Below are 16,758 nucleotides of genomic sequence, written 5' to 3' on the forward strand. Positions count from 1 at the left end.
TGTGAACGCTGGAGGCTGCGGGTGGGGCGGACGTCTCGTGCGCACCCCACCCGCAGCGCGTCATCGGTCGCCGCTACCGCACCTGTACCGGCAGTTGCAGGTAGGAGGCGTGCTCGCCGCCCGTGTGGATGATGTGCTTTCCCTTGTTGGCGGGCTCGTACTCCCGCAGCCTGGGCATCATCCCGCCGAGCAGGTGCCGGCCGCTCACGACGAATCGGAGTTGCTCACCGGGGTAGAAGACCAGCCCGACCGGCAGCAGGTCGATCTCGATGTCGACGATCTCGCCGGGCGAGAGCTTCTCCTCTCGGTCGAACCGGTGGGCGGGAACGTCCTCGGTGGACAGCGACTGGTCCAGGCTGCGCAAGGACACCCGCAGACGCCCGTCGGAGCCCTTGTACCGCAGGATCGAACCGCCGCGTTCGGTGAGGTCGTGCGCCATCGCACTCTGGTTCGGCGAGGTGAACTGCTGCAGCGGAGTGCCGTGGACGTCCAGTTTCTGCACCAGCACGAACAGGTCCATGTCGTCGGAGCCCTGTGCCTCGACCCAGAGGTGTGCCTTCGGGTAGCCGACCAGGACGGTCTCCTTGTCGAACCGCGCGATGAACGACACCAGGTCCGGGTTCGCCCCGAACTCGTAGCCGACGCTGGTCTCGTCGGCCGGTGCCGTCGTGACCAAGGCTCGTGTCCGGCCGTCGAGGTAGTACTTCGTCGAGGTGACGTCCACCGGCGGGAACTCGTCAGCGGCGAGGTTGACCTGGTCTCCGCCCTGGAGGTCGAGCAGCGAGTATCGGACGCGAGGGGTGTTCTCCCACCCGTTGTCCTCGCCCTTGAGGTAGTGGTCGAAGAACCGGCGCAGGTCCTCCCGGTTCGCCTCGTCGTAGTAGTCCGGCCATTCCTGGGTGTTGTGGATGCGCAACCACTTGTCCTCGGAGGCGATCCGGCGCCAGGCCCGGAACGTTCCCGCGGTGTGCAGCGTGTTCGAGTAGCTGGCCACGACGTACGCCGGCACCGTGATCTGGTCGAACTGCGGGATCTTGTTCTCCCACAGGTCGGTCATCAACGGGTACTGGTCCGCCTCGGCGATGATGTCTTCCTTCCGGCTCTTGCCCCAGAAGCTGTAGTCCCGCAACTGCTGGGCGAAGCCGTGGTCCGGCATGCCCCCGCGCAGCACGAGGTCGCGGTAGACGTCGCTGACGCCCTCCCACGGGTTGATCGCCGCCAGGTGCGGAGGCTGCTCGGCGGCGGTGAACCACTGCGAGACCGCGAGGTATGAGGTCCCGCTCATGGCGACCTTGCCGGTGCACCAGTCCTGGACGGCCAGCCACTCGATCAGGTCGTGGCAGTCGCGGCCTTCCTGGCGGTCCCACAGGACGCTGTCGCCCTCGGAGTCGACCACGCCGCGGACGTCGGGGTTGCAGATCGCGTAGCCCCGCGCGCACCAGTAGGCGGGGTCGGGACCTTCGAACTTCTCCAGCCCGGAGACGATCCCGTTGTCCAGCCCGACCAGGCCGAACACGCCCATCACGCTGGTCGCGGTTCCCTGGCCCTTGCCGTACGGGCTCCAGGCCACGATCACCGGCACCTTCTCGGCTCCTACTGGGCGCAGCACGTCGACGTGAATTGTGACGCCGTCCCGCAGGGTGACCGGGACGTCCTTCTCGAACACGATGTCGATCGGCAAGGGCAGGAACGGCGGTGCGATCTGGAAGCCCGCCTCCAGCGTCCGCGTGCCGGGCTCGAACCCGGACAGCACGCCGTACCTGTCGCTTCCCGGCTCGAGCGGTCGGGAGGGCATGAACACCTTCTGGTCGTCGCTCATGACGAGCTCCTCACGTTGTCGTCCGAGGACCGGCGTCATGTCGGTTCGCGGAGGCCCAGACGTCACTGTCTGTCAACAACCTACCTCCGGATGGCCTAGATATCAACACGCGTTGATATGCTTCGAACGTGTGAACTTGGTCATCGTCGCGGTAGGTGACGGCGCGGTGTCGTGGCTCGCTGGCATCGAACCTTAAGGTTTGCCAGGTTAAACGGCTCGCTCAATTGCGATCGGTTCAGTAAATCACCCGGTGTTGATATCTTCGGCGGTTTTGACCGATGTTCAGCAAAGGGTCGAAAGCGGCAAATCCTGGGTGTGTACCCTCTGTGATATCTACAACCGTTGACAATTGTCTTGGTGAAGATCCATCCTGAGGCATGTCGTCAAGTCAGAGCGGTGCCTCTTCACCCGTCAGGCGGGGGAGAAGGCCCGGCCAGCCTGAGACGCGGCAGGTCATCCTCGACGCGGCTCGCGCACGCTTCGCCTCGGACGGGTACACCGCCACGACGATCCGCAAGATCGCCGCCGATGCGGGTGTCGATGCGGCGCTGGTCATGCAGTACTTCAAATCGAAAGACGAGTTGTTCGCAACTGTGCTGTCCGTGCCGGCGCACGCGCTCATGCGGATGACGGACGCGTGGCGCGGTCCTGAGGTCGGCATCGGTGAGCGTGTGGCGCGCGCCTTCCTCGAGGTGTGGGAGAACGATCCGACCGCGTCGGAGCCGTTGCTGGCGATGTTGCGCGGTGCGATGTCCACCGAGCAAGCGGCCGCGCAGTTGCGTGACTTCATAGAGGACCGGCTCCTGATCGGGGTGTCCGCTCATCTGCGGGGGGACGATCCAGACACCCGCCTGCGTATCGGGATCGCTTCGGCGATGCTGGTCGGCATCATCGTTGCCCGCAGCGTCGTTCGCGTGCCCACCGTCGCGAACGTGAGCCTGGAGTCGATCGTCAGCGCGACAGCCACGGCGTTGCAACCGTTGCTCGCGTCTGAGTGACAGCGGCACGAGGCCTGAACCGGCGGTCGTCCACCGGAACGTACCGATGCCACCTCGTGCACGACACGGCACGTCGTTTGTTCTCTCAAGTGGACACCCGGCTGCGGCCATGGAGACGTCTCCATGGCCGCAGCCGGGTGTCGTGACGCTCAGCTGTGGCCATGCTCGTGGTTGGCGCGGCGCACGGCAGCGTCGATGAACGGGGTGGCGTCGAAGTAGAAGGGGCGGATCTCGCAGATCTGACCCCCGCGGAAGCGAATCACTTCAGCGACCTGCGTCGGCGGCCCGTCGTGTCCGTCCAGGACGAACTCCACGATCTGGACCGCGTAGTCATCTCCGACGGTGGTCGCAACGAACCGCAGGTCCTTCACCCCGGCGCTGGCGACGACGATCGGGATGAGTTCGCGAAAAGCACCTCGGCCTCGGTACACCCCAGCGAACGGCATGTACGACGGGATCTCGATGACGAAGTCGTCGGTCAGGAACTGCTCGGCCGCGTCGTGATCACCCGCAGCCTGAAGCGCGTAGTGACGTTTGACGGTTTCGAGCTGGTCTTGCGGCGTCATAGCGGCGACCTTTCATCCGTGTCATCAGCCGGGTTCACGCGGGCCAGTCCTCCGTCGTCAGCCGGGTGCCGTCGAAGCCTGCGACCGGGCGCAGACTCGGGTCGTTTCCGTCCCGCAGCCGGACGGAGGCGTCGGGGTGGTCGTCGAACCAACCGGTGGTCGGATACCGGTACATCCAGTCGACGGACAGCTTGCGGCGCGCGATCCGCCAGGCGCCGTCACGTTTTTCGAACCTGTCGAGGTAGCGCGCCCACAGCTTGACGGTGTCGTTCTTCCAGTGGTGCTCGTCCGACCCCTGGTGATCGGCCTGGAGGTAGGTCTCCACGTGAGCGACGTCGGGGCCGTCGAAGTCGATCAGGCTGTTTCCGAGGAAGTGCATGGTGCGCACGAAACGAGGCATCTCCGCGGACAGGAACTCCACGAAGCCGTCGACCGATCCGGTGTGCAGGCTCTCGGGGAACTGCACCCACGCGTCGTCGTGGAAGGCACCGCGCACGAGGTTCATGTCGACGCGGTCCAGCCCGCGGCAGTACCGCAGCAGGACGTCGTGGATCTCCGTACGGGCGAGTAGCTCTTCGATCTTCATCGATCTCTTCCTGCCTGTTGAACTGTGGTGACTAGCAGGTGGTGATGGCCGTGCTCCAGCAAACGTTCACCTGGTGGTGGCCGCGGTGAACCGCTGCTCGTTCGCGACCACCGCGTTGCGCAACACGCCGAGACGTTCGATCTCGACTTCGACGATGTCTCCTGGCCGCAGGAACTGGGGTGGGGTGCGGGCGTACCCGACGCCGGCCGGTGTCCCGGTCGCCAGCAGATCGCCAGGACGCAGAGACAGTGTGTGAGAGATCTGCGACAGCGTCTCGCCGACGGGGTACATCATCTGCTTGGTGCTGGCGTCCTGCATCGTCGCGCCGTTGACGCGGGTCTGCAGTCGCAGGCCGTCGCGCAGGTCACCGACCTCGGCGGCGGGGACCATCGGGCCGATGGGCCCTGACCGGTCCGCGTTCTTGCCCAAGGTCCACTGAGAGGTCCGCTTCTGCGCCGTGCGGGCGGTCAGGTCGTTGAACGCGGAATAGCCGATGACCGCCGCCAGCGCTTCGTCGGGGGAGGCGTCGATCAGCGGGGCGCCGATCCAGGCGACGACCTCGCCTTCCCAGTCCAGGCCCTGCTCGTTCGCGGGTACTGGGATCTCGGCGCCGTCGACGGTGAGCGACTGGGTCCACCGCGCGAACAGGGTCGGATGTGCGGGCAGGGCTTCGTCGCGGTAGCTGCCTTCCGCGACGTGGTCGTGGTAGTTGAGACCGACGCAGAGCACTCGTGCGTCGGGCAGCACCGGCGGCACATGCTCCAGTTCCGCTGTGTCGAACGTCGGTCCAGCGGGCGGCCTGGACAGATGTCCCGCTGGATCGGCCCAGAAGTCGGCGAGCGAGGCGATGAGAGTGACTTCGGCGTTGTCCTCCGCCAGCGCCGCGACCATCACACCGGAGCCCTGTGTTTGTCTGACCCCTACGATCCTCATCTGTTCCCCTTCGTTTTGATCTGGGACAACGCGGTGCCGTCGCGGAGTTGTGCTCCGCCGGTGATCCGCCGCCTGGATGTTCAGCTGGTGGCCGGCCGGATGACGAGCATGCTGGCGGGCAGGTGGGTTCGGTTGACGACCTGACGCAGCGTTCCGGCGGAGAAGCGCACGGAGTCGTACGGACCGAGAGCCTCCTCGACTCCCTCGCTGACCATGACCAGTTCTCCGGAGACCACCACGTACACGGTTTCCGTGGGCTGCTCGGCCAGTTCCGCTTCGCCGTAGGGCAAGTAGTGCGACAGCACCACGGTCACGCCGGCCTGGGATGGGCCCGGACCGTTCTGGAGACGGACGGGACCCACACCGCGGTGTCCCGGCGGGTCGAACGGCTCAGCGTCGGCGAGCCTGAAGACCTGCATGCCCATGATCGATCACTCTCCCGAGGTCGTGGCTGGCTGGATCGCCTGGCGCAGGCGCGTCAGAAAGTGTGGGACGTCGGTGTGCGCGCCGGCGGCGAAGACGTAGAAGTCCGGGCGGGCCAGGATCGCCTGACAGCTGTGCGCGTCGAACCAGCGTTTGTAGTGGCCGTCGACGTCCTCGACGTGGCCTTGACCGGAGACGTCGGCAATGACGCCGCCGATCTGCCGAAACCACGACAGGTCGTCGGCATCGCACAACTCGGCTGGATCTCCGCCGAAGCTGAGCAGTTGCCATTCGCCGCCCACCACGTCGTCAAACAGACCCACCCGCTCGCCAACGCGAACACGGCCCTGCGGCGCCAGTCGCCCGTCGTTGTCCGCACTGGGATCCGTCAGCGACGGCTGACCGAGACGAGGATGGGGTGGTTCACGTGTGGCAGCACCAGGATCCTGCGCACGTAGCCTCATTTCGGCGTCGCGAGCTGCCGCCCGCTCGACGTCGAGCTCGCAGATGACCCGGCCCGCCGCTACGGCCTCGTCGATGATCTCGCAGACGTGCCCGGTGCGTTCCGGTCCATAGGTGTCCAGCACCGCGGGCCGCGCGAGTCCGTGGTGCACCAGGCTCAACCGCCAAGAAAGAGAACGTGCGTCCCTGAGTCCCGAGCACAGTCCCTGCCCCAGGAAGGGAGGCATGACGTGTGCTGCGTCCCCGGCGAGAAAAACGTTGCCCTCGCGCCAAGATTGAGCGCACTGCCCCTTGAAGGTGTAGACGGCGTGTCGCTCCAGCCGGGCACTCTCAGGTGTCACGCCCCAGGGCGCCATCAAGCGCCATGCGGTGTCCTGCCGCCCGAGTTCGTCCGCGGTGATGTCCTCGCGGCGCATGAACTCGAACCGTCGCCGTCCCGGGCCGCTGTTCACCGCGGTCGCCGGTTGTGCCGGATCACAGTACTGGGTCACGAACGCCGTCCAGTCCTCATCGGACAGTGGCTGGTAGTCCACGACCAGCCAGTCGGCCTCGAAGCCCGAGTCCTTGACAGCGACACCGAGTTGCGAGCGCACTGCGCTGTTGGCTCCGTCGGCGCCGACGAGCCAACGGGCATCGACTTGCGCGAGCTCGGTCTGCTGATCGGTGCGGGCCAACCGGGCGGTGACTCCGCCGTCGTGCTGATCGAAGGCAGTGAACGTCCATCCACGGTGGACGCTCACGCCGGGTGTCGTGCTCGCCAGGTCTTCCAGGGCCGCCTCGAGGTCGGGCTGGTAGAAACCGTTGGTGTTGGCCCATCCCGATTCGGCGACCCGGTTCCAGTTGATGGTCTGCAGGAGTTCGCCGTCACCGTTGCGGAACTCGTAGCCGCCGCGTTCGCCTTGTGAAGGCTCGAAGAGGTGGGCGTGCTCGGCCATGAACCCCGCGGCCTGCAGGATGCGGATCGCTTCGTGGTCGATCGTGCAGGCCCGAGGCAGCGGATAGCGCAGTGGCCAACGCTCCACCACGGCGACCCGCAGACCGTCCCGTCCGAGCAAGATCGCGGTCAGCAGCCCGACTGGTCCGCCGCCGACCACCAAACAGTCGACTTCCCGCGGCGGAGGGGCAGCGTCCTGACCCACTGGACTCGTCATGCGTCCCACCCAGCCGCGTCCAGCGCGGCGACCTGGATGTTCGGGACCGCGCCACCCCTGGACAGTGCCCGCGTCGAAGTCCGCTGCACCACAGCTCAGCCCTCCTGTCGGCTTTGACAGTGCTCGGCGCACGACTCAGACGTGAGCGGTGCCGATAAACGACCCGTATGTTTCGGGTAGTTTTGAATACTGGCTTTGGCGGTCAGCCGCTGTCAAGGGCTAAACTATGCGTATGTTTTCGCGACCGCCTGGCCTGCCGCAGAACCTCGCCTCTGAGATCGAGGCGCTGATCGGCACCCGCGGCCTGCAGCCAGGAGACCGGATCGCGACTATGGAGGAGCTACGCACCCAGACCGGCTACGGCCGGGGAACCATCGGTGAGACCTGCCGTCTGCTCTCCGAGCGAGGGATCGTCGACGTTCGTCCTGGGCGCGGTGGCGGCTTGTTCGTGGCGGCCGCCGGTCCGGTGGTGCGGCTGCGTCAGACGCTCTTGACGGTGCCGCAGGGAGCGGGCACGGTCGCCCACGCGATCGCGGTACGAGATGCGCTCGAAGAGCTCATCGCCGTTGAAGCGGCACTGCACCGGACCGATCGGGATCTGCGCGACCTGGACGTATGCCTCGACGCGATGCGACGGTCCGACGACCTCGAGAGCTTCCTGCAGTCGAACTGGTCTCTGCACGAGCGGATCGCCGACATCACTCCTAACGAGATCGCTCGCGCGGTGTACGTCTCGTTGATCCGAACCATCGCCGAGTTGTCGGTCCGCGCCGACCCTGAGCGTTCGTCGACCTCGGACGGGTACCTCGTCGAGCGGTTGGCAGTGCACGAGGAACTCGTCGAAGCGATCCGCTCGCGCGACGAGGATCGCGTACGAGCCGCGGTCGTGGCACATCGCGGCGACGCCTCGTCGGGTTCGCTGAACGAAGACCAGGAAGAGTTGCCCGCGACCGTCCGTGCGCACGGCTCCAGCCGTCTCGTTTTTGCCGAGGCGCACGACGTCCGTCCGTGATCGCTGCTTCGGGATGGGCTGCTGACTCAGGTTTGGAACCGCTGGCCTGGTCCACAGTGGCAGCCCGCCGTGGTCAGTGGTGTAGCACCACCGACCACGTTCTCCCGGGCTCAGATGTCGGAGCGCGCCGACAACTCCGACGCAGCTCGCAGGATCCAGTTGTGGAACTCCACCGCGAAATGCTCCAGGTGGTGCTCGATCACCGTCGGACTGCACGAGGCTGGGAGAGTCACCGAGAGGCTGGCGGTGAACCCGCCCTCGACGTCGGTGAACGCGTTGGCGATGCCGCCGATGACGGTGCCGTCCTCGAGCACCATGCGCGAGCGGCGGCCGTACGTCGAGTTCGGGTCTGCGGGCAATGTCGGCGCTTCCGGGCTCTTCGCCTCGTCCCACTCGCGCATGTAGAACGAGCAGATGTGATCGCCGAGAGTTTCGACGATGTTGACCCGGCCGCCGCCGGCGTGGATGGAGTAGTGCTCCGGGTGCCCGGCGAGCAGGACGTCCTCCCGCGCGAAGGCCTGTGAGAGCCAGCCCGTGAACTGCCCCGCGGTGATGCCGTGTGCGTGCAGCGTCGTTGTGCCTGTTGCCTCCTCGCCGGCCGAGCGCGCGACTTGGTCGCGCAGGTAGGCGTCACCCGCTGCGATCTCGTCGGCGAGGAGGTCGAGGAGGCGCTCACGGCCGAGCTTGGTCTTGAGCAGTGCGAGGGCACGTTGTGCGGAGCGGACCTCGAACCGATCGATAGAGCTGTCGTCCTGCTCGCCTGCCAGGCAGACCCGCCACTCGGACGCCGCCGTCGTGCTCTTGCTGCTGATGGTCTCCGTGTCGCTGCTCATGGTGGTCCTCCGTCGGGTGACTCGTGACGTCGTTGTCCTGATGCCGCAGGAGATGCGTACACGTGCGGGTGGAGCACAACGGCCCGTTCAGCCAGCGTTGCGGGCAGCGCTTGCAGCGGACCGGTTGAGGGTGGTGATCCCTGCGAAGTCGTGGGGCTGGATGCCGGCCATGAGGCGCCCGTAGTTCTCCGAGAGCGCTTCCAGGTTCAGCGCGCCGTGGAGTGTGACAACGCGCGCGTCGCGCCACGCCCGCTGGATGTGTTCGAAGTCCATGATCGCGGTGGAGCCGGAGTTGCGCTGGAGCAGCTCGATCGCTTCGGCGCACCACTTGGCGGCGTAGGCAGTCTCAGCGAGAACTCGCGCGCTGAAGTGCTGCAGGTACTCCGGCGACGCGGGCGGGCCGGCGGCGGCGAGCTCGCCCAGGCGATCGGTCTCGGCCGCGTTGGCCTGTGCCATCAACGTCGCCGACCGGATCTTGCTGTGAACCTCGGTCAGCATGAGGTGCGTCAGCGGCGCTTCGAGCTGGTTCTTGTAGGTCGTGCCACGGATCGGCCGCCCGGCGGAGCGCTCGAGGAAGCGGGCCAGCGCGCCCTGGGCGATCCCGATCGACATACCGGCCATGAGGCTGAACGCCCAGCCGAGCGAAGGCGCTTTCCACAGTGATCCGGCAAGGCCGTTGTCCAGGGTGCCGGCCACGACGTCGCGGAAATCGACGACGCGGTGCGCGGGGACGAACAGCTCATCGGCCGCGAGGGTGACGGACACACTGCCCGTGGCGCGCATGCCGGCGACTTGCCAGTCGTCGAGGAACCGCAGTTCGTCGCGGGGGACCTGGACCCCGACGAGGTGAGGGCCGTCGCCGTCGTCGGCCATGCAGCCCAGGTTCGTGTACGGCGCCCACAGCGCATCGCTGCCGAAAGTCCACGGTCCACCGGAGACGATCCAGCCGCCGTCCACCCGCTTCGCGCGTCCCCGTGTCGCCGGGAAGTGGCTCGATCCGGCAACGCGGGGCCCGACCCACGCGGGGCCGTAGACCTCCTCCACGACCCTCGCGCCCGAGCCGGCCGGAATCCAGTTCGTCGAAGCCCCCACCCACACCGTCCACCCGGCCGAACCGTCCCACGACGACACCTCGGTGACGACGTCGAGCTGGTCGCGGACCGGGAGTTCGGCACCACCGAACTCCGCAGGGCTGGCGATGTTGAAGGCACCCGTGGCGTCGAGCGCGGCGATCGTCGCGTCGGAGTGGCGGCCTGCGCGTTCACCCTCCAGCGCGGCGGCGCGCAGGGTCGGACCGACCTCACGCACCTTCTCCAGGACAGCGGCGAGCGTGGTGGGCCTGTCATCGGTGACGAGCATCGTGGACTCCGTGTCGGGTCGATCGTTCAGAGGACGCAGAACTTCGCCGGCGATCTGGGTCGTCACCGGCTCGCCTTCACGGCGTTCAGGTAGGCGACTCGACCGGCTTCCGCGTGCTCACGTAGAACGTTGAGCTCCATGTCGGGCCGGTGCTCGGCGTTCGGCACGGGTACGAACGGGTTGCCGGTCCAGGCCTGCAACCGGCAGACGCGCCGCTGGATGCGCCAGCCGCCCTCGGTGCGGACGAGCTCGTCGTCGTACCAGCCGGTGCCTGTCCACGTGGGGCCGCCCTCGGCCGCCTCCCGGATGAGCAGCCAGTTTCCGTAGCTGAACGCGTTGGCACGATCGCCGTCGACGTGGACCAGTTGCCCCATCATCGTGTGCTGGTGGCTGTCCAGCGTTTCGTGGAACTCGGCGAAGGACCGCTTGAACTCCTCCAGGCCGATCCACGCGTTCCCGGCCGGACCGAACTCGGCGGTCACGTCCTCGGAGAAGACGAGGTCGAACAGCTCCCAGGCGTGCGCGTCCAAAGCGAACCCGTACAGGTTGAGTAGCTCGGTGATCGCTGCCTTGTCCTCGGTGTTCGTCACGCTGCCCGTCTCCGTCCCTTGCTGTGACATGTCACAGAATGTCTGTGGAATGTCTAGACTGGTCGTTGGGGGGTGTCAAGACGGAAGTGGCAACCCGCTCGGAGGTACTCTGGTGGGCCCGGTGGTCCACCAGCACGAGGTAACGACCTGAGGGGCAACCCAGTTGACTGACGTGTCCGACTCCCGTGTCTCGTTGAACGAGACGGCCTACCGCCAGCTGAGAGGCGACATCATCGCTTGCCGTCTGGCGCCCGGTCAGCGGCTCACCGAGAAGCAGCTGGCGGCTGACATGGGCTTCAGCGTTGCGCCTCTGCGCGACGCCCTCATCCGCCTCGATCACGAAGGTTTGATCCGCACCCTGCCTCGCAAGGGTTATCAGGTCACGCCGTTGACGCCGAAGTCCATCGACGACCTCTTCGGCGTTTGGGGGCTCGTCGGACCCGAGCTCATCCGGCTCGGCCTGCGCCAAGCGAGCCAAGCCCAGCTCGACGCGGCGCGGGAGGCGTTCGACGGACTGGACGCCCTCTCTCAGGAGCAGGGCGGATCACCGTCGGTCCTCCTCGACATCGACGTCGTCAACAGGACCTTCGAGGTTCTGGCCGAGGCCACCGGCAACACCTATTTGATCAACTTCTTCCAGCAGCTCATGGGCGACATGAGTCGCATTCGCGCACTGCTGCTGACCTCGGATCGCACGAGCGCTGCGACGGGCCTGGCCGACCACTGGGTGCGCCACATCCTCGATGAGCAGGACGTGGACAAGGCCGCAGAGCACGCCAGGCGCTACATCGAGGACGTCCACCAGCACGTTCTCCGGGTCATCATCAGGTGGCCCTCGGTGATGAGCAGTGAAGTCAGTGTCCTCCCGCCCCGATGATCACACCGACCTGACTCTGATCGGCGTCACTGTGCCGGTGAACGCGGTCCTGTGGCTGGTGTGACTGCGGTCTGAACGGGTTTCGGACGCGGTGCGGAAGGGGCGAAGAAGACGGCGAGGCCCGCGATGGCGGCCGCTGCGGCGGACAGCACCGCGATGCTTGCCAAGCCTGCCCCGGCGTCGACCAGAAGGCCGCCCAGGGAGGTGCCGGCTGCGGCGCCAACCCGACCGGCGCTCATCGTGAAACCCAAGGCGGTGGCGCGTGAGCGGTCGCCGTATCGCTCTGCCACGAACGCCCACAGCACCGTTCCGACGCCGACACCGCACGCACCGGCGACGAAAAGCAGCATTGCGATCACACCCGCCGGCATCGCGGGCAAAGCGAGCAACCCGAGAGCGATCGCCGCGGCCACGTACAGCCCGCCGGTCACGACTCGGCCGCCCAGGCGGTCGGACATCACGCCTCCGAGCACCGCGCCCACCAGCGCCCCGACGTTGAGCAACAGCTGGAACCGGAGCGAGGACTGCACGCTGTACCCAGCCTCGGTCATCAACTGCGGGAGCCAGACGGTGATGGAGAAGACCAGCAGAAAGGCAGAGAAGTTGGCCAGTGCGAACAGGGTGGTCGCCACGCCGGCCCGTCCCTTGAAGATCGCGACCCATGGACTTGTACTCGTGTGCCTTGTGCTCTGATCGCTGGAACTGCGGAAACCGGGAGACTCCGGCAGCAGCCAGATGGCCAGCGGCACGACGGTCACCAGTGCGATCCCGCCGAGGGCGAACATGAACCGGAAACCCAGGTCCTCCAGGAGGGCGATGCTCAGCACCGAGGCCAGGATGGCGCCGACACCGAAGCCGGAAGCGGTGACGGTCGTGAGGAATGCGCGACGCCTCGCCGGGGCGAACTCGCTCACCAGCGCGATCGCGATCGGCGGAAGTCCTCCGAGGCCGATGCCGGCCAGGAAGCGGCACAACGCGAGCAGTTCGGGACTCGGTGCGACCGCCGAAAAGATCATCATGACCGAGAAGAACGACAGCATGCTGATGAAGCTCACGCGGCGTCCGGATCGGTCGCTCAACCAGCCTGCGGCCAACGCGCCGACCACCATGCCCGCGAGAGCAGCAGACCCGATGAAGCCGACCTGCGCCGCGTCCAGCCCCCACTCGGAGTGGGCGAGCAGGTCGGGAACGGCGGATCCGTAGATGATCAGGTCGTATCCCTCGAAGGCGGTGGCGAAGAAACCGAGGACTACGACCAGGTAGACCGATCTCGAAGAGGCGCCTGGCGAAGCGGATGCAGACATGTTGCTCTCCAAAGAGGACAGGACACGAAGGAATCGGCGTGGTCGGTCGGGTACGGGGTGTGGACCGTGTTGGGGCGTACCGCTCCAGTTGTCGCTGTGCAGCTGACGAGACAAGTCGGTGGACGTACTCCAGCCGGGATGTCATCGGTGTGCGACGGCGTACCGGTACGGACCGAGGAACGCGAACAAGCCGGCGCAGCCCACGCACGCGACGGCCAGCACCAACATCGCCGGGCAGTAGGAGCCGTAACTCTCACGACTCATGCTCACCAGGAAAGGTGCGACGGCAGAGCCGAGTTGGAACACGGCGAACGCGATGCCGTAGATCTTCCCGAACGCCAAACGCCCGAAGTACGGCGGAATGAGATAGCTGAGGACGTCGAACTCGGCGCCGATCAGCAGACCGGCCAGTGCTCCCGCGATGATGGCCGTGGCCACGTTCGGCCCCGCGGCGAACAGCAGGAACGAGACCACGCCGCCAAAGAGGGCTGCTGACATCACATAGGACACCTTGAAGTGATCCAGCAGCCAGCCCGTCACGATTCTGGCCACGATGAGCGCCACGCCGAGTGCGATCGGCATCAGGTTCGCGACGTTCGAGGGGACGCCGGCGTCGAGCAGCAGGCGGATCTGGTGGACGACAACCGACGAACCGATCATTCCCAGAAGCAGGAAGGCGGCCAGGACGAGCCAGAACGGTCGTGTCCTGGCGGCAACCCGCAGCGTGTCGCCGCCGAAGTGGACAGTCGTCTTACGCGGACTCGGTTCGGAGAGGAAAAAGAAGGCGACTGGGAACGCGAGGAGTGCGAGACCCCCGAGACCCAGAAATGCCCCGCGCCAGCCGAAGTTGGCGATCAGCACGGCGGTGACGATCGGAACGATCACCGAACCGATGCCGACGCCGGAGTTCGCGATCCCCAGCGCCAGACCGAGCCTGCGTTCGAACCAACCCGCCGTGACGCGCAGGTAGGTCACCGGCCACAACCCCAGTCCGCACAGCGGAAGGAGGACCCACGCCAGGTAGAACACCGGCAAACTGTTGGGCAGCAGGGACATCGCTATCAGCGAAGCCCCGAAAGCCGGGGCACTGAACAGGATGAGCCGGCGGCCACCGATCCGGTCGACCAGAAATCCCAGAACCGGCGAGATCAGCATGACCGTCACGCTGAGGATGGACGCGCCCAGCGCAATGGCGGGCACTCCCCATCCGAACTCCTCGTCGAGAGGGGTGATGAGGGCTCCGAAAGCCATGACCAAGAGCACGCTGGGGCCGAAAGTCAGCCCGATTGCCGACGCGACGGCTGTCCGCCAACCTCGGTTGCCTGCTTCTTCGGCTACTTCGCGCAGTGCCACCGACTGGTCCGAACTCATGTGGATTCTCCTGACACGTTGCACGACCTCGGCCGGGTCGCCACGGGCAGGACGCCTCACTCCCGACCACTGTTCGAGATCGCCGTGCGCGCACTGCTTTGGGACTCATGGACAGCTCTCGGCATGGCATGGCTCATCCGGCGCTGACTCCACGGCGAGGAGGTCATGCGGTGCCATCGATCTGTCCGCCAGGCGACGTGCTGGCTGGTTCAGCTAAATACCCGTATGTTTCGGATGGTTGATCCTGCTGTGACGGCGATCGCATGTCAACCCGCAATTCGTTCACGGAACGGGGTGCGCGGGTCTCAAACAGAGCGCCCACTCTTTTTGGATGCTAGTCTCAAACGGAGCGAGCGTTCTGTTTGAGATGCTGTGAGGGAGGCGTCGTTGCCCAAGCTCAGCCAGGCCCGTCAAGAGTTGCGCCGTCAACAGATCCTCCAAGCGGCGATGCGCTGCTTTGTGCGCAACGGCATGGGACGGACCTCGGTCGCGGACATCACGGCAGAGTCCGGACTGTCCGCCGGGTCGATCTACACGCACTTCGCCAGCAAGGCCGAGATCGTCCAGGCCACCGCACAGGACCTGCTGGAGCGACGGCTGACAGCTCTCGCGGGTTTCGTCGGCGAGGCGCGTTTGCCGAGTCCGGCGCAGTTGCTGCGGCATCTCGCAGACGGCATCAGTCGCGACGAGGCGCGGGTCGGTTTGCAGGCGTGGGGAGAGGCGACGACCGATCCCGTCATGTGCGGCAACGTCGTGGCTACCACGGATGGCATGCGTGATGCGATCGCCGCTCATTGTGAGGTCTGGCTCGTCGCGGTGAAGGGGCACGAAGCATCAGTCGCCCGCTCCCGCGCTGCCGGGCTCGCCGCCCAGCTCATGGCCGTCTACCAAGGGCTCATCGTTCGAAAAGCGCTGTTCGGCACGACCGACGCTGCCGATGAAACCTTCATCGCCGACGCGGCCGACAGGTTCGCCTGATCTCACCCCGTGCCGAGCGGCATCTACGCTGCCAGAAAGGAAACTGATGACTCGCGCCTACGATCCACGCCTCAGTTTCAGGATCATCGCGATCCTGCCGATCATCTTGTTCGTCCCGTCGCTCGTCTCCTTCGCCATCAGCGAACCGGGAGTGGTCTGGCCTGAGTGCTCAGGCGTTTTCTTCCATCTGGCGATCCTCTTGCTGGTCTCCCGGTTGGACGCACCCAACTGGGCCAAGGCGGCTGGCTACAGCTGGATCACGCTTGACGTGCTCACCGGCATCATGTCGATCAACGGCGTGGCGCATGACATCACGTGGCCGATCCGCTTGGGCGGCCACGTCTTCGCAGGCGTGTGGATTGCGGTCGCTTCAGCTTGTGCGAGCCGGCAGATCATCCGCGTCGTCGGCATCGTCACTGGCGTCTGGCTCGGTGGTTACTCCTTCGTCGCCGACATCGCGCCCGACTTCGTTCTTTACCCCAGTGCCCTTCTGATCATCGTCTGGTTCGCCTTACTGGCGGACATGTACGACGCGACGAGCGCTTCGGAACGCTCTCCGCTCAGTCCACACGGGAAGAGGCACTGGCCTAAGTGGATGGTCGCGGTCAGTTAGTCTCCTGCTGAGCGGGCGAGGCGGCCCCATCAGGCACGACGACGTACTTCTCGTGCGATGAGTCAGCCTGGGCCGCCCAGGCTGCCGGAAGTTGCTCCAGCGCGATCCTGCGGACATCGAGACGCAACTCGTCCCGGCGAATGGCGGTCCACAGCCAGCTCAGCACATCGTGCTTCTCCTGGAACGGGATGTGCAGGCCGGCAAAGCCAGACAGTGTCAACTGCTTGCCCCGCAACAGTCCCGCTGGCACCTGCGCGGTAGCCCCGGCGGCGTTGCCGATGTTGACCACGCGTGCACGCGGCGCACATACCTGCAGCGCGGCCTCGAGCGGTGGCCCGTACACGCCATCGAGAACGACATCCACCGCTCCGGTCACCGCCAACAACCTGTCTGCCAGCTCATCTGCAGTTTCGTCGGCGCGCAACTCGACGACGGCGTCCGCGCCAAGGCCGCGCAACTGTGCCAGTGCTGCGCGGTTGCGTCCTACGCCGATCACGCGACCAGCTCCGCTTCGGTGCGCGATCTGGACAGCGATCTTGCCGACCGTGCCGGTCGCTCCCAGCACCAGAACCGCGTCCCCTGGGCGAAGGCCGCCTATCTCGATCAGAGGTGCGAACGCGGCAACGCCAGCGTTGCCGACGGCCGCGGCCAGAACGGGATCGACTCCATCGGGCAACGCCAGCAGGTTGTCGTCGGCAACCAGGACCTGCGCGGCGAAGGTACCCGGAGTTCTCGGAGAGGCGTGGCACTCCGCGTACATCAGGGTTCCTGGTGGGTAGCGGTCGGAGTCGAGCACGGCGCCGACGCACTCGCTGCCGGGGACGTACGGAGCGCCGTGCATGGAGTGGAACGTGCCTGAGGCGATGGCCAAGTCCAGAGGATT

General features: G+C 66.2%; 17 protein-coding genes. 5 read left to right on the plus strand and 12 right to left on the minus strand.

Annotation, left to right across the window (positions count from 1 at the left end; genetic code table 11):
* Window positions 1-73 precede the first annotated feature (73 nt).
* A complete protein-coding gene (locus IEY88_RS17225) occupies window positions 74-1,819 on the minus strand; it encodes a CocE/NonD family hydrolase (RefSeq protein WP_189155766.1) in 1,746 nt (581 codons plus the stop codon).
* A gap of 377 nt (window positions 1,820-2,196) precedes the next feature.
* On the opposite strand from IEY88_RS17225, the gene IEY88_RS17230 reads away from it, so the two are divergent.
* Window positions 2,197-2,817, plus strand: a complete 621-nt coding sequence (locus IEY88_RS17230) for a TetR/AcrR family transcriptional regulator (protein ID WP_189155767.1) — start codon at window positions 2,197-2,199, stop codon at window positions 2,815-2,817.
* A gap of 149 nt (window positions 2,818-2,966) precedes the next feature.
* Here IEY88_RS17230 and IEY88_RS17235 read toward each other — a convergent pair whose 3' ends face one another.
* The 5 genes from IEY88_RS17235 to mhpA form a co-directional block, all read right to left on the minus strand.
* Window positions 2,967-3,383, minus strand: a complete 417-nt coding sequence (locus IEY88_RS17235; protein WP_189155768.1) for a nuclear transport factor 2 family protein — start codon at window positions 3,381-3,383, stop codon at window positions 2,967-2,969.
* Window positions 3,384-3,417: 34 nt separating this feature from the next.
* Complete coding sequence (locus IEY88_RS17240) at window positions 3,418-3,969, minus strand: nuclear transport factor 2 family protein (RefSeq protein ID WP_189155769.1); 552 nt, start codon at window positions 3,967-3,969, stop codon at window positions 3,418-3,420.
* A gap of 66 nt (window positions 3,970-4,035) precedes the next feature.
* Complete coding sequence (locus IEY88_RS17245; RefSeq protein ID WP_189155770.1) at window positions 4,036-4,902, minus strand: fumarylacetoacetate hydrolase family protein; 867 nt, start codon at window positions 4,900-4,902, stop codon at window positions 4,036-4,038.
* Between the two features lie 80 nt (window positions 4,903-4,982).
* Entirely contained in the window at window positions 4,983-5,327 is a 345-nt protein-coding gene (locus IEY88_RS17250; RefSeq protein WP_189155771.1) for a cupin domain-containing protein, read from the minus strand.
* Window positions 5,328-5,333: 6 nt separating this feature from the next.
* On the minus strand, window positions 5,334-6,938 hold the full coding sequence (mhpA, locus tag IEY88_RS17255) for a bifunctional 3-(3-hydroxy-phenyl)propionate/3-hydroxycinnamic acid hydroxylase MhpA (RefSeq protein WP_189155772.1): 1,605 nt from the start codon (window positions 6,936-6,938) through the stop codon (window positions 5,334-5,336).
* Between the two features lie 232 nt (window positions 6,939-7,170).
* Here mhpA and IEY88_RS17260 point away from each other — a divergent pair, with 232 nt between their 5' ends.
* Window positions 7,171-7,950 carry a FadR/GntR family transcriptional regulator gene (locus IEY88_RS17260; protein WP_229693469.1) on the plus strand — a complete coding sequence of 260 codons (780 nt, stop codon included), beginning with the start codon at window positions 7,171-7,173 and terminating at the stop codon, window positions 7,948-7,950.
* Window positions 7,951-8,060: 110 nt separating this feature from the next.
* Here IEY88_RS17260 and IEY88_RS17265 read toward each other — a convergent pair whose 3' ends face one another.
* From IEY88_RS17265 to IEY88_RS17275, 3 genes are all read right to left on the minus strand, one after another.
* On the minus strand, window positions 8,061-8,783 hold the full coding sequence (locus IEY88_RS17265) for a hypothetical protein (RefSeq protein ID WP_189155774.1): 723 nt from the start codon (window positions 8,781-8,783) through the stop codon (window positions 8,061-8,063).
* Window positions 8,784-8,870: 87 nt separating this feature from the next.
* Window positions 8,871-10,142 (minus strand): acyl-CoA dehydrogenase family protein, encoded by a 1,272-nt coding sequence (locus IEY88_RS17270; protein WP_189155775.1) that lies wholly within the window; start codon window positions 10,140-10,142, stop codon window positions 8,871-8,873.
* 62 nt (window positions 10,143-10,204) lie between these two features.
* Complete coding sequence (locus IEY88_RS17275; protein WP_229693470.1) at window positions 10,205-10,762, minus strand: nuclear transport factor 2 family protein; 558 nt, start codon at window positions 10,760-10,762, stop codon at window positions 10,205-10,207.
* A 163-nt stretch (window positions 10,763-10,925) separates the two neighbouring features.
* Between IEY88_RS17275 and IEY88_RS17280 the strand changes: the two genes are divergently transcribed.
* A complete protein-coding gene (locus tag IEY88_RS17280; protein ID WP_189155776.1) occupies window positions 10,926-11,609 on the plus strand; it encodes a GntR family transcriptional regulator in 684 nt (227 codons plus the stop codon).
* A gap of 26 nt (window positions 11,610-11,635) precedes the next feature.
* Here the strand turns inward: IEY88_RS17280 and IEY88_RS17285 are convergent, their stop codons facing one another.
* Both IEY88_RS17285 and IEY88_RS17290 read right to left on the minus strand, forming a co-directional pair.
* Window positions 11,636-12,913, minus strand: a complete 1,278-nt coding sequence (locus IEY88_RS17285) for an MFS transporter (RefSeq protein ID WP_189155777.1) — start codon at window positions 12,911-12,913, stop codon at window positions 11,636-11,638.
* Between the two features lie 141 nt (window positions 12,914-13,054).
* Window positions 13,055-14,284: an MFS transporter gene (locus tag IEY88_RS17290; protein WP_189155778.1), complete on the minus strand. Its 1,230-nt coding sequence runs from the start codon at window positions 14,282-14,284 to the stop codon at window positions 13,055-13,057.
* Window positions 14,285-14,671: 387 nt separating this feature from the next.
* Between IEY88_RS17290 and IEY88_RS17295 the strand changes: the two genes are divergently transcribed.
* Window positions 14,672-15,262, plus strand: coding sequence for a TetR/AcrR family transcriptional regulator (locus tag IEY88_RS17295; protein ID WP_189155779.1), 591 nt, complete (start codon window positions 14,672-14,674; stop codon window positions 15,260-15,262).
* A gap of 46 nt (window positions 15,263-15,308) precedes the next feature.
* Window positions 15,309-15,875 carry a hypothetical protein gene (locus IEY88_RS17300; protein ID WP_189155780.1) on the plus strand — a complete coding sequence of 189 codons (567 nt, stop codon included), beginning with the start codon at window positions 15,309-15,311 and terminating at the stop codon, window positions 15,873-15,875.
* On the opposite strand, the gene IEY88_RS17305 is transcribed toward IEY88_RS17300, so the two are convergent.
* Entirely contained in the window at window positions 15,868-16,746 is an 879-nt protein-coding gene (locus IEY88_RS17305) for a quinone oxidoreductase family protein (protein ID WP_189155781.1), read from the minus strand. The genes IEY88_RS17300 and IEY88_RS17305 overlap by 8 nt on opposite strands.
* Between the last annotated feature and the right edge of the window lie 12 nt (window positions 16,747-16,758).

The sequence above is a fragment of the Lentzea pudingi genome (assembly GCF_014646255.1).
Lineage (GTDB): Bacteria > Actinomycetota > Actinomycetes > Mycobacteriales > Pseudonocardiaceae > Lentzea > Lentzea pudingi.

Bases quoted from the DNA above. Each gene is read 5' to 3' on its own strand.
- IEY88_RS17260 (WP_229693469.1), top strand. From the start codon at position 7,171: ATGTTTTCGCGACCGCCTGGCCTGCCGCAGAACCTCGCCTCTGAGATC.
- mhpA (WP_189155772.1), bottom strand. From the start codon at position 6,938: ATGACGAGTCCAGTGGGTCAGGACGCTGCCCCTCCGCCGCGGGAAGTC.
- IEY88_RS17275 (WP_229693470.1), bottom strand. From the start codon at position 10,762: ATGTCACAGCAAGGGACGGAGACGGGCAGCGTGACGAACACCGAGGAC.
- IEY88_RS17230 (WP_189155767.1), top strand. From the start codon at position 2,197: ATGTCGTCAAGTCAGAGCGGTGCCTCTTCACCCGTCAGGCGGGGGAGA.
- IEY88_RS17250 (WP_189155771.1), bottom strand. From the start codon at position 5,327: ATGGGCATGCAGGTCTTCAGGCTCGCCGACGCTGAGCCGTTCGACCCG.
- IEY88_RS17240 (WP_189155769.1), bottom strand. From the start codon at position 3,969: ATGAAGATCGAAGAGCTACTCGCCCGTACGGAGATCCACGACGTCCTG.
- IEY88_RS17290 (WP_189155778.1), bottom strand. From the start codon at position 14,284: ATGAGTTCGGACCAGTCGGTGGCACTGCGCGAAGTAGCCGAAGAAGCA.
- IEY88_RS17265 (WP_189155774.1), bottom strand. From the start codon at position 8,783: ATGAGCAGCGACACGGAGACCATCAGCAGCAAGAGCACGACGGCGGCG.
- IEY88_RS17270 (WP_189155775.1), bottom strand. From the start codon at position 10,142: ATGCTCGTCACCGATGACAGGCCCACCACGCTCGCCGCTGTCCTGGAG.
- IEY88_RS17285 (WP_189155777.1), bottom strand. From the start codon at position 12,913: ATGTCTGCATCCGCTTCGCCAGGCGCCTCTTCGAGATCGGTCTACCTG.
- IEY88_RS17235 (WP_189155768.1), bottom strand. From the start codon at position 3,383: ATGACGCCGCAAGACCAGCTCGAAACCGTCAAACGTCACTACGCGCTT.
- IEY88_RS17245 (WP_189155770.1), bottom strand. From the start codon at position 4,902: ATGAGGATCGTAGGGGTCAGACAAACACAGGGCTCCGGTGTGATGGTC.
- IEY88_RS17225 (WP_189155766.1), bottom strand. From the start codon at position 1,819: ATGAGCGACGACCAGAAGGTGTTCATGCCCTCCCGACCGCTCGAGCCG.
- IEY88_RS17300 (WP_189155780.1), top strand. From the start codon at position 15,309: ATGACTCGCGCCTACGATCCACGCCTCAGTTTCAGGATCATCGCGATC.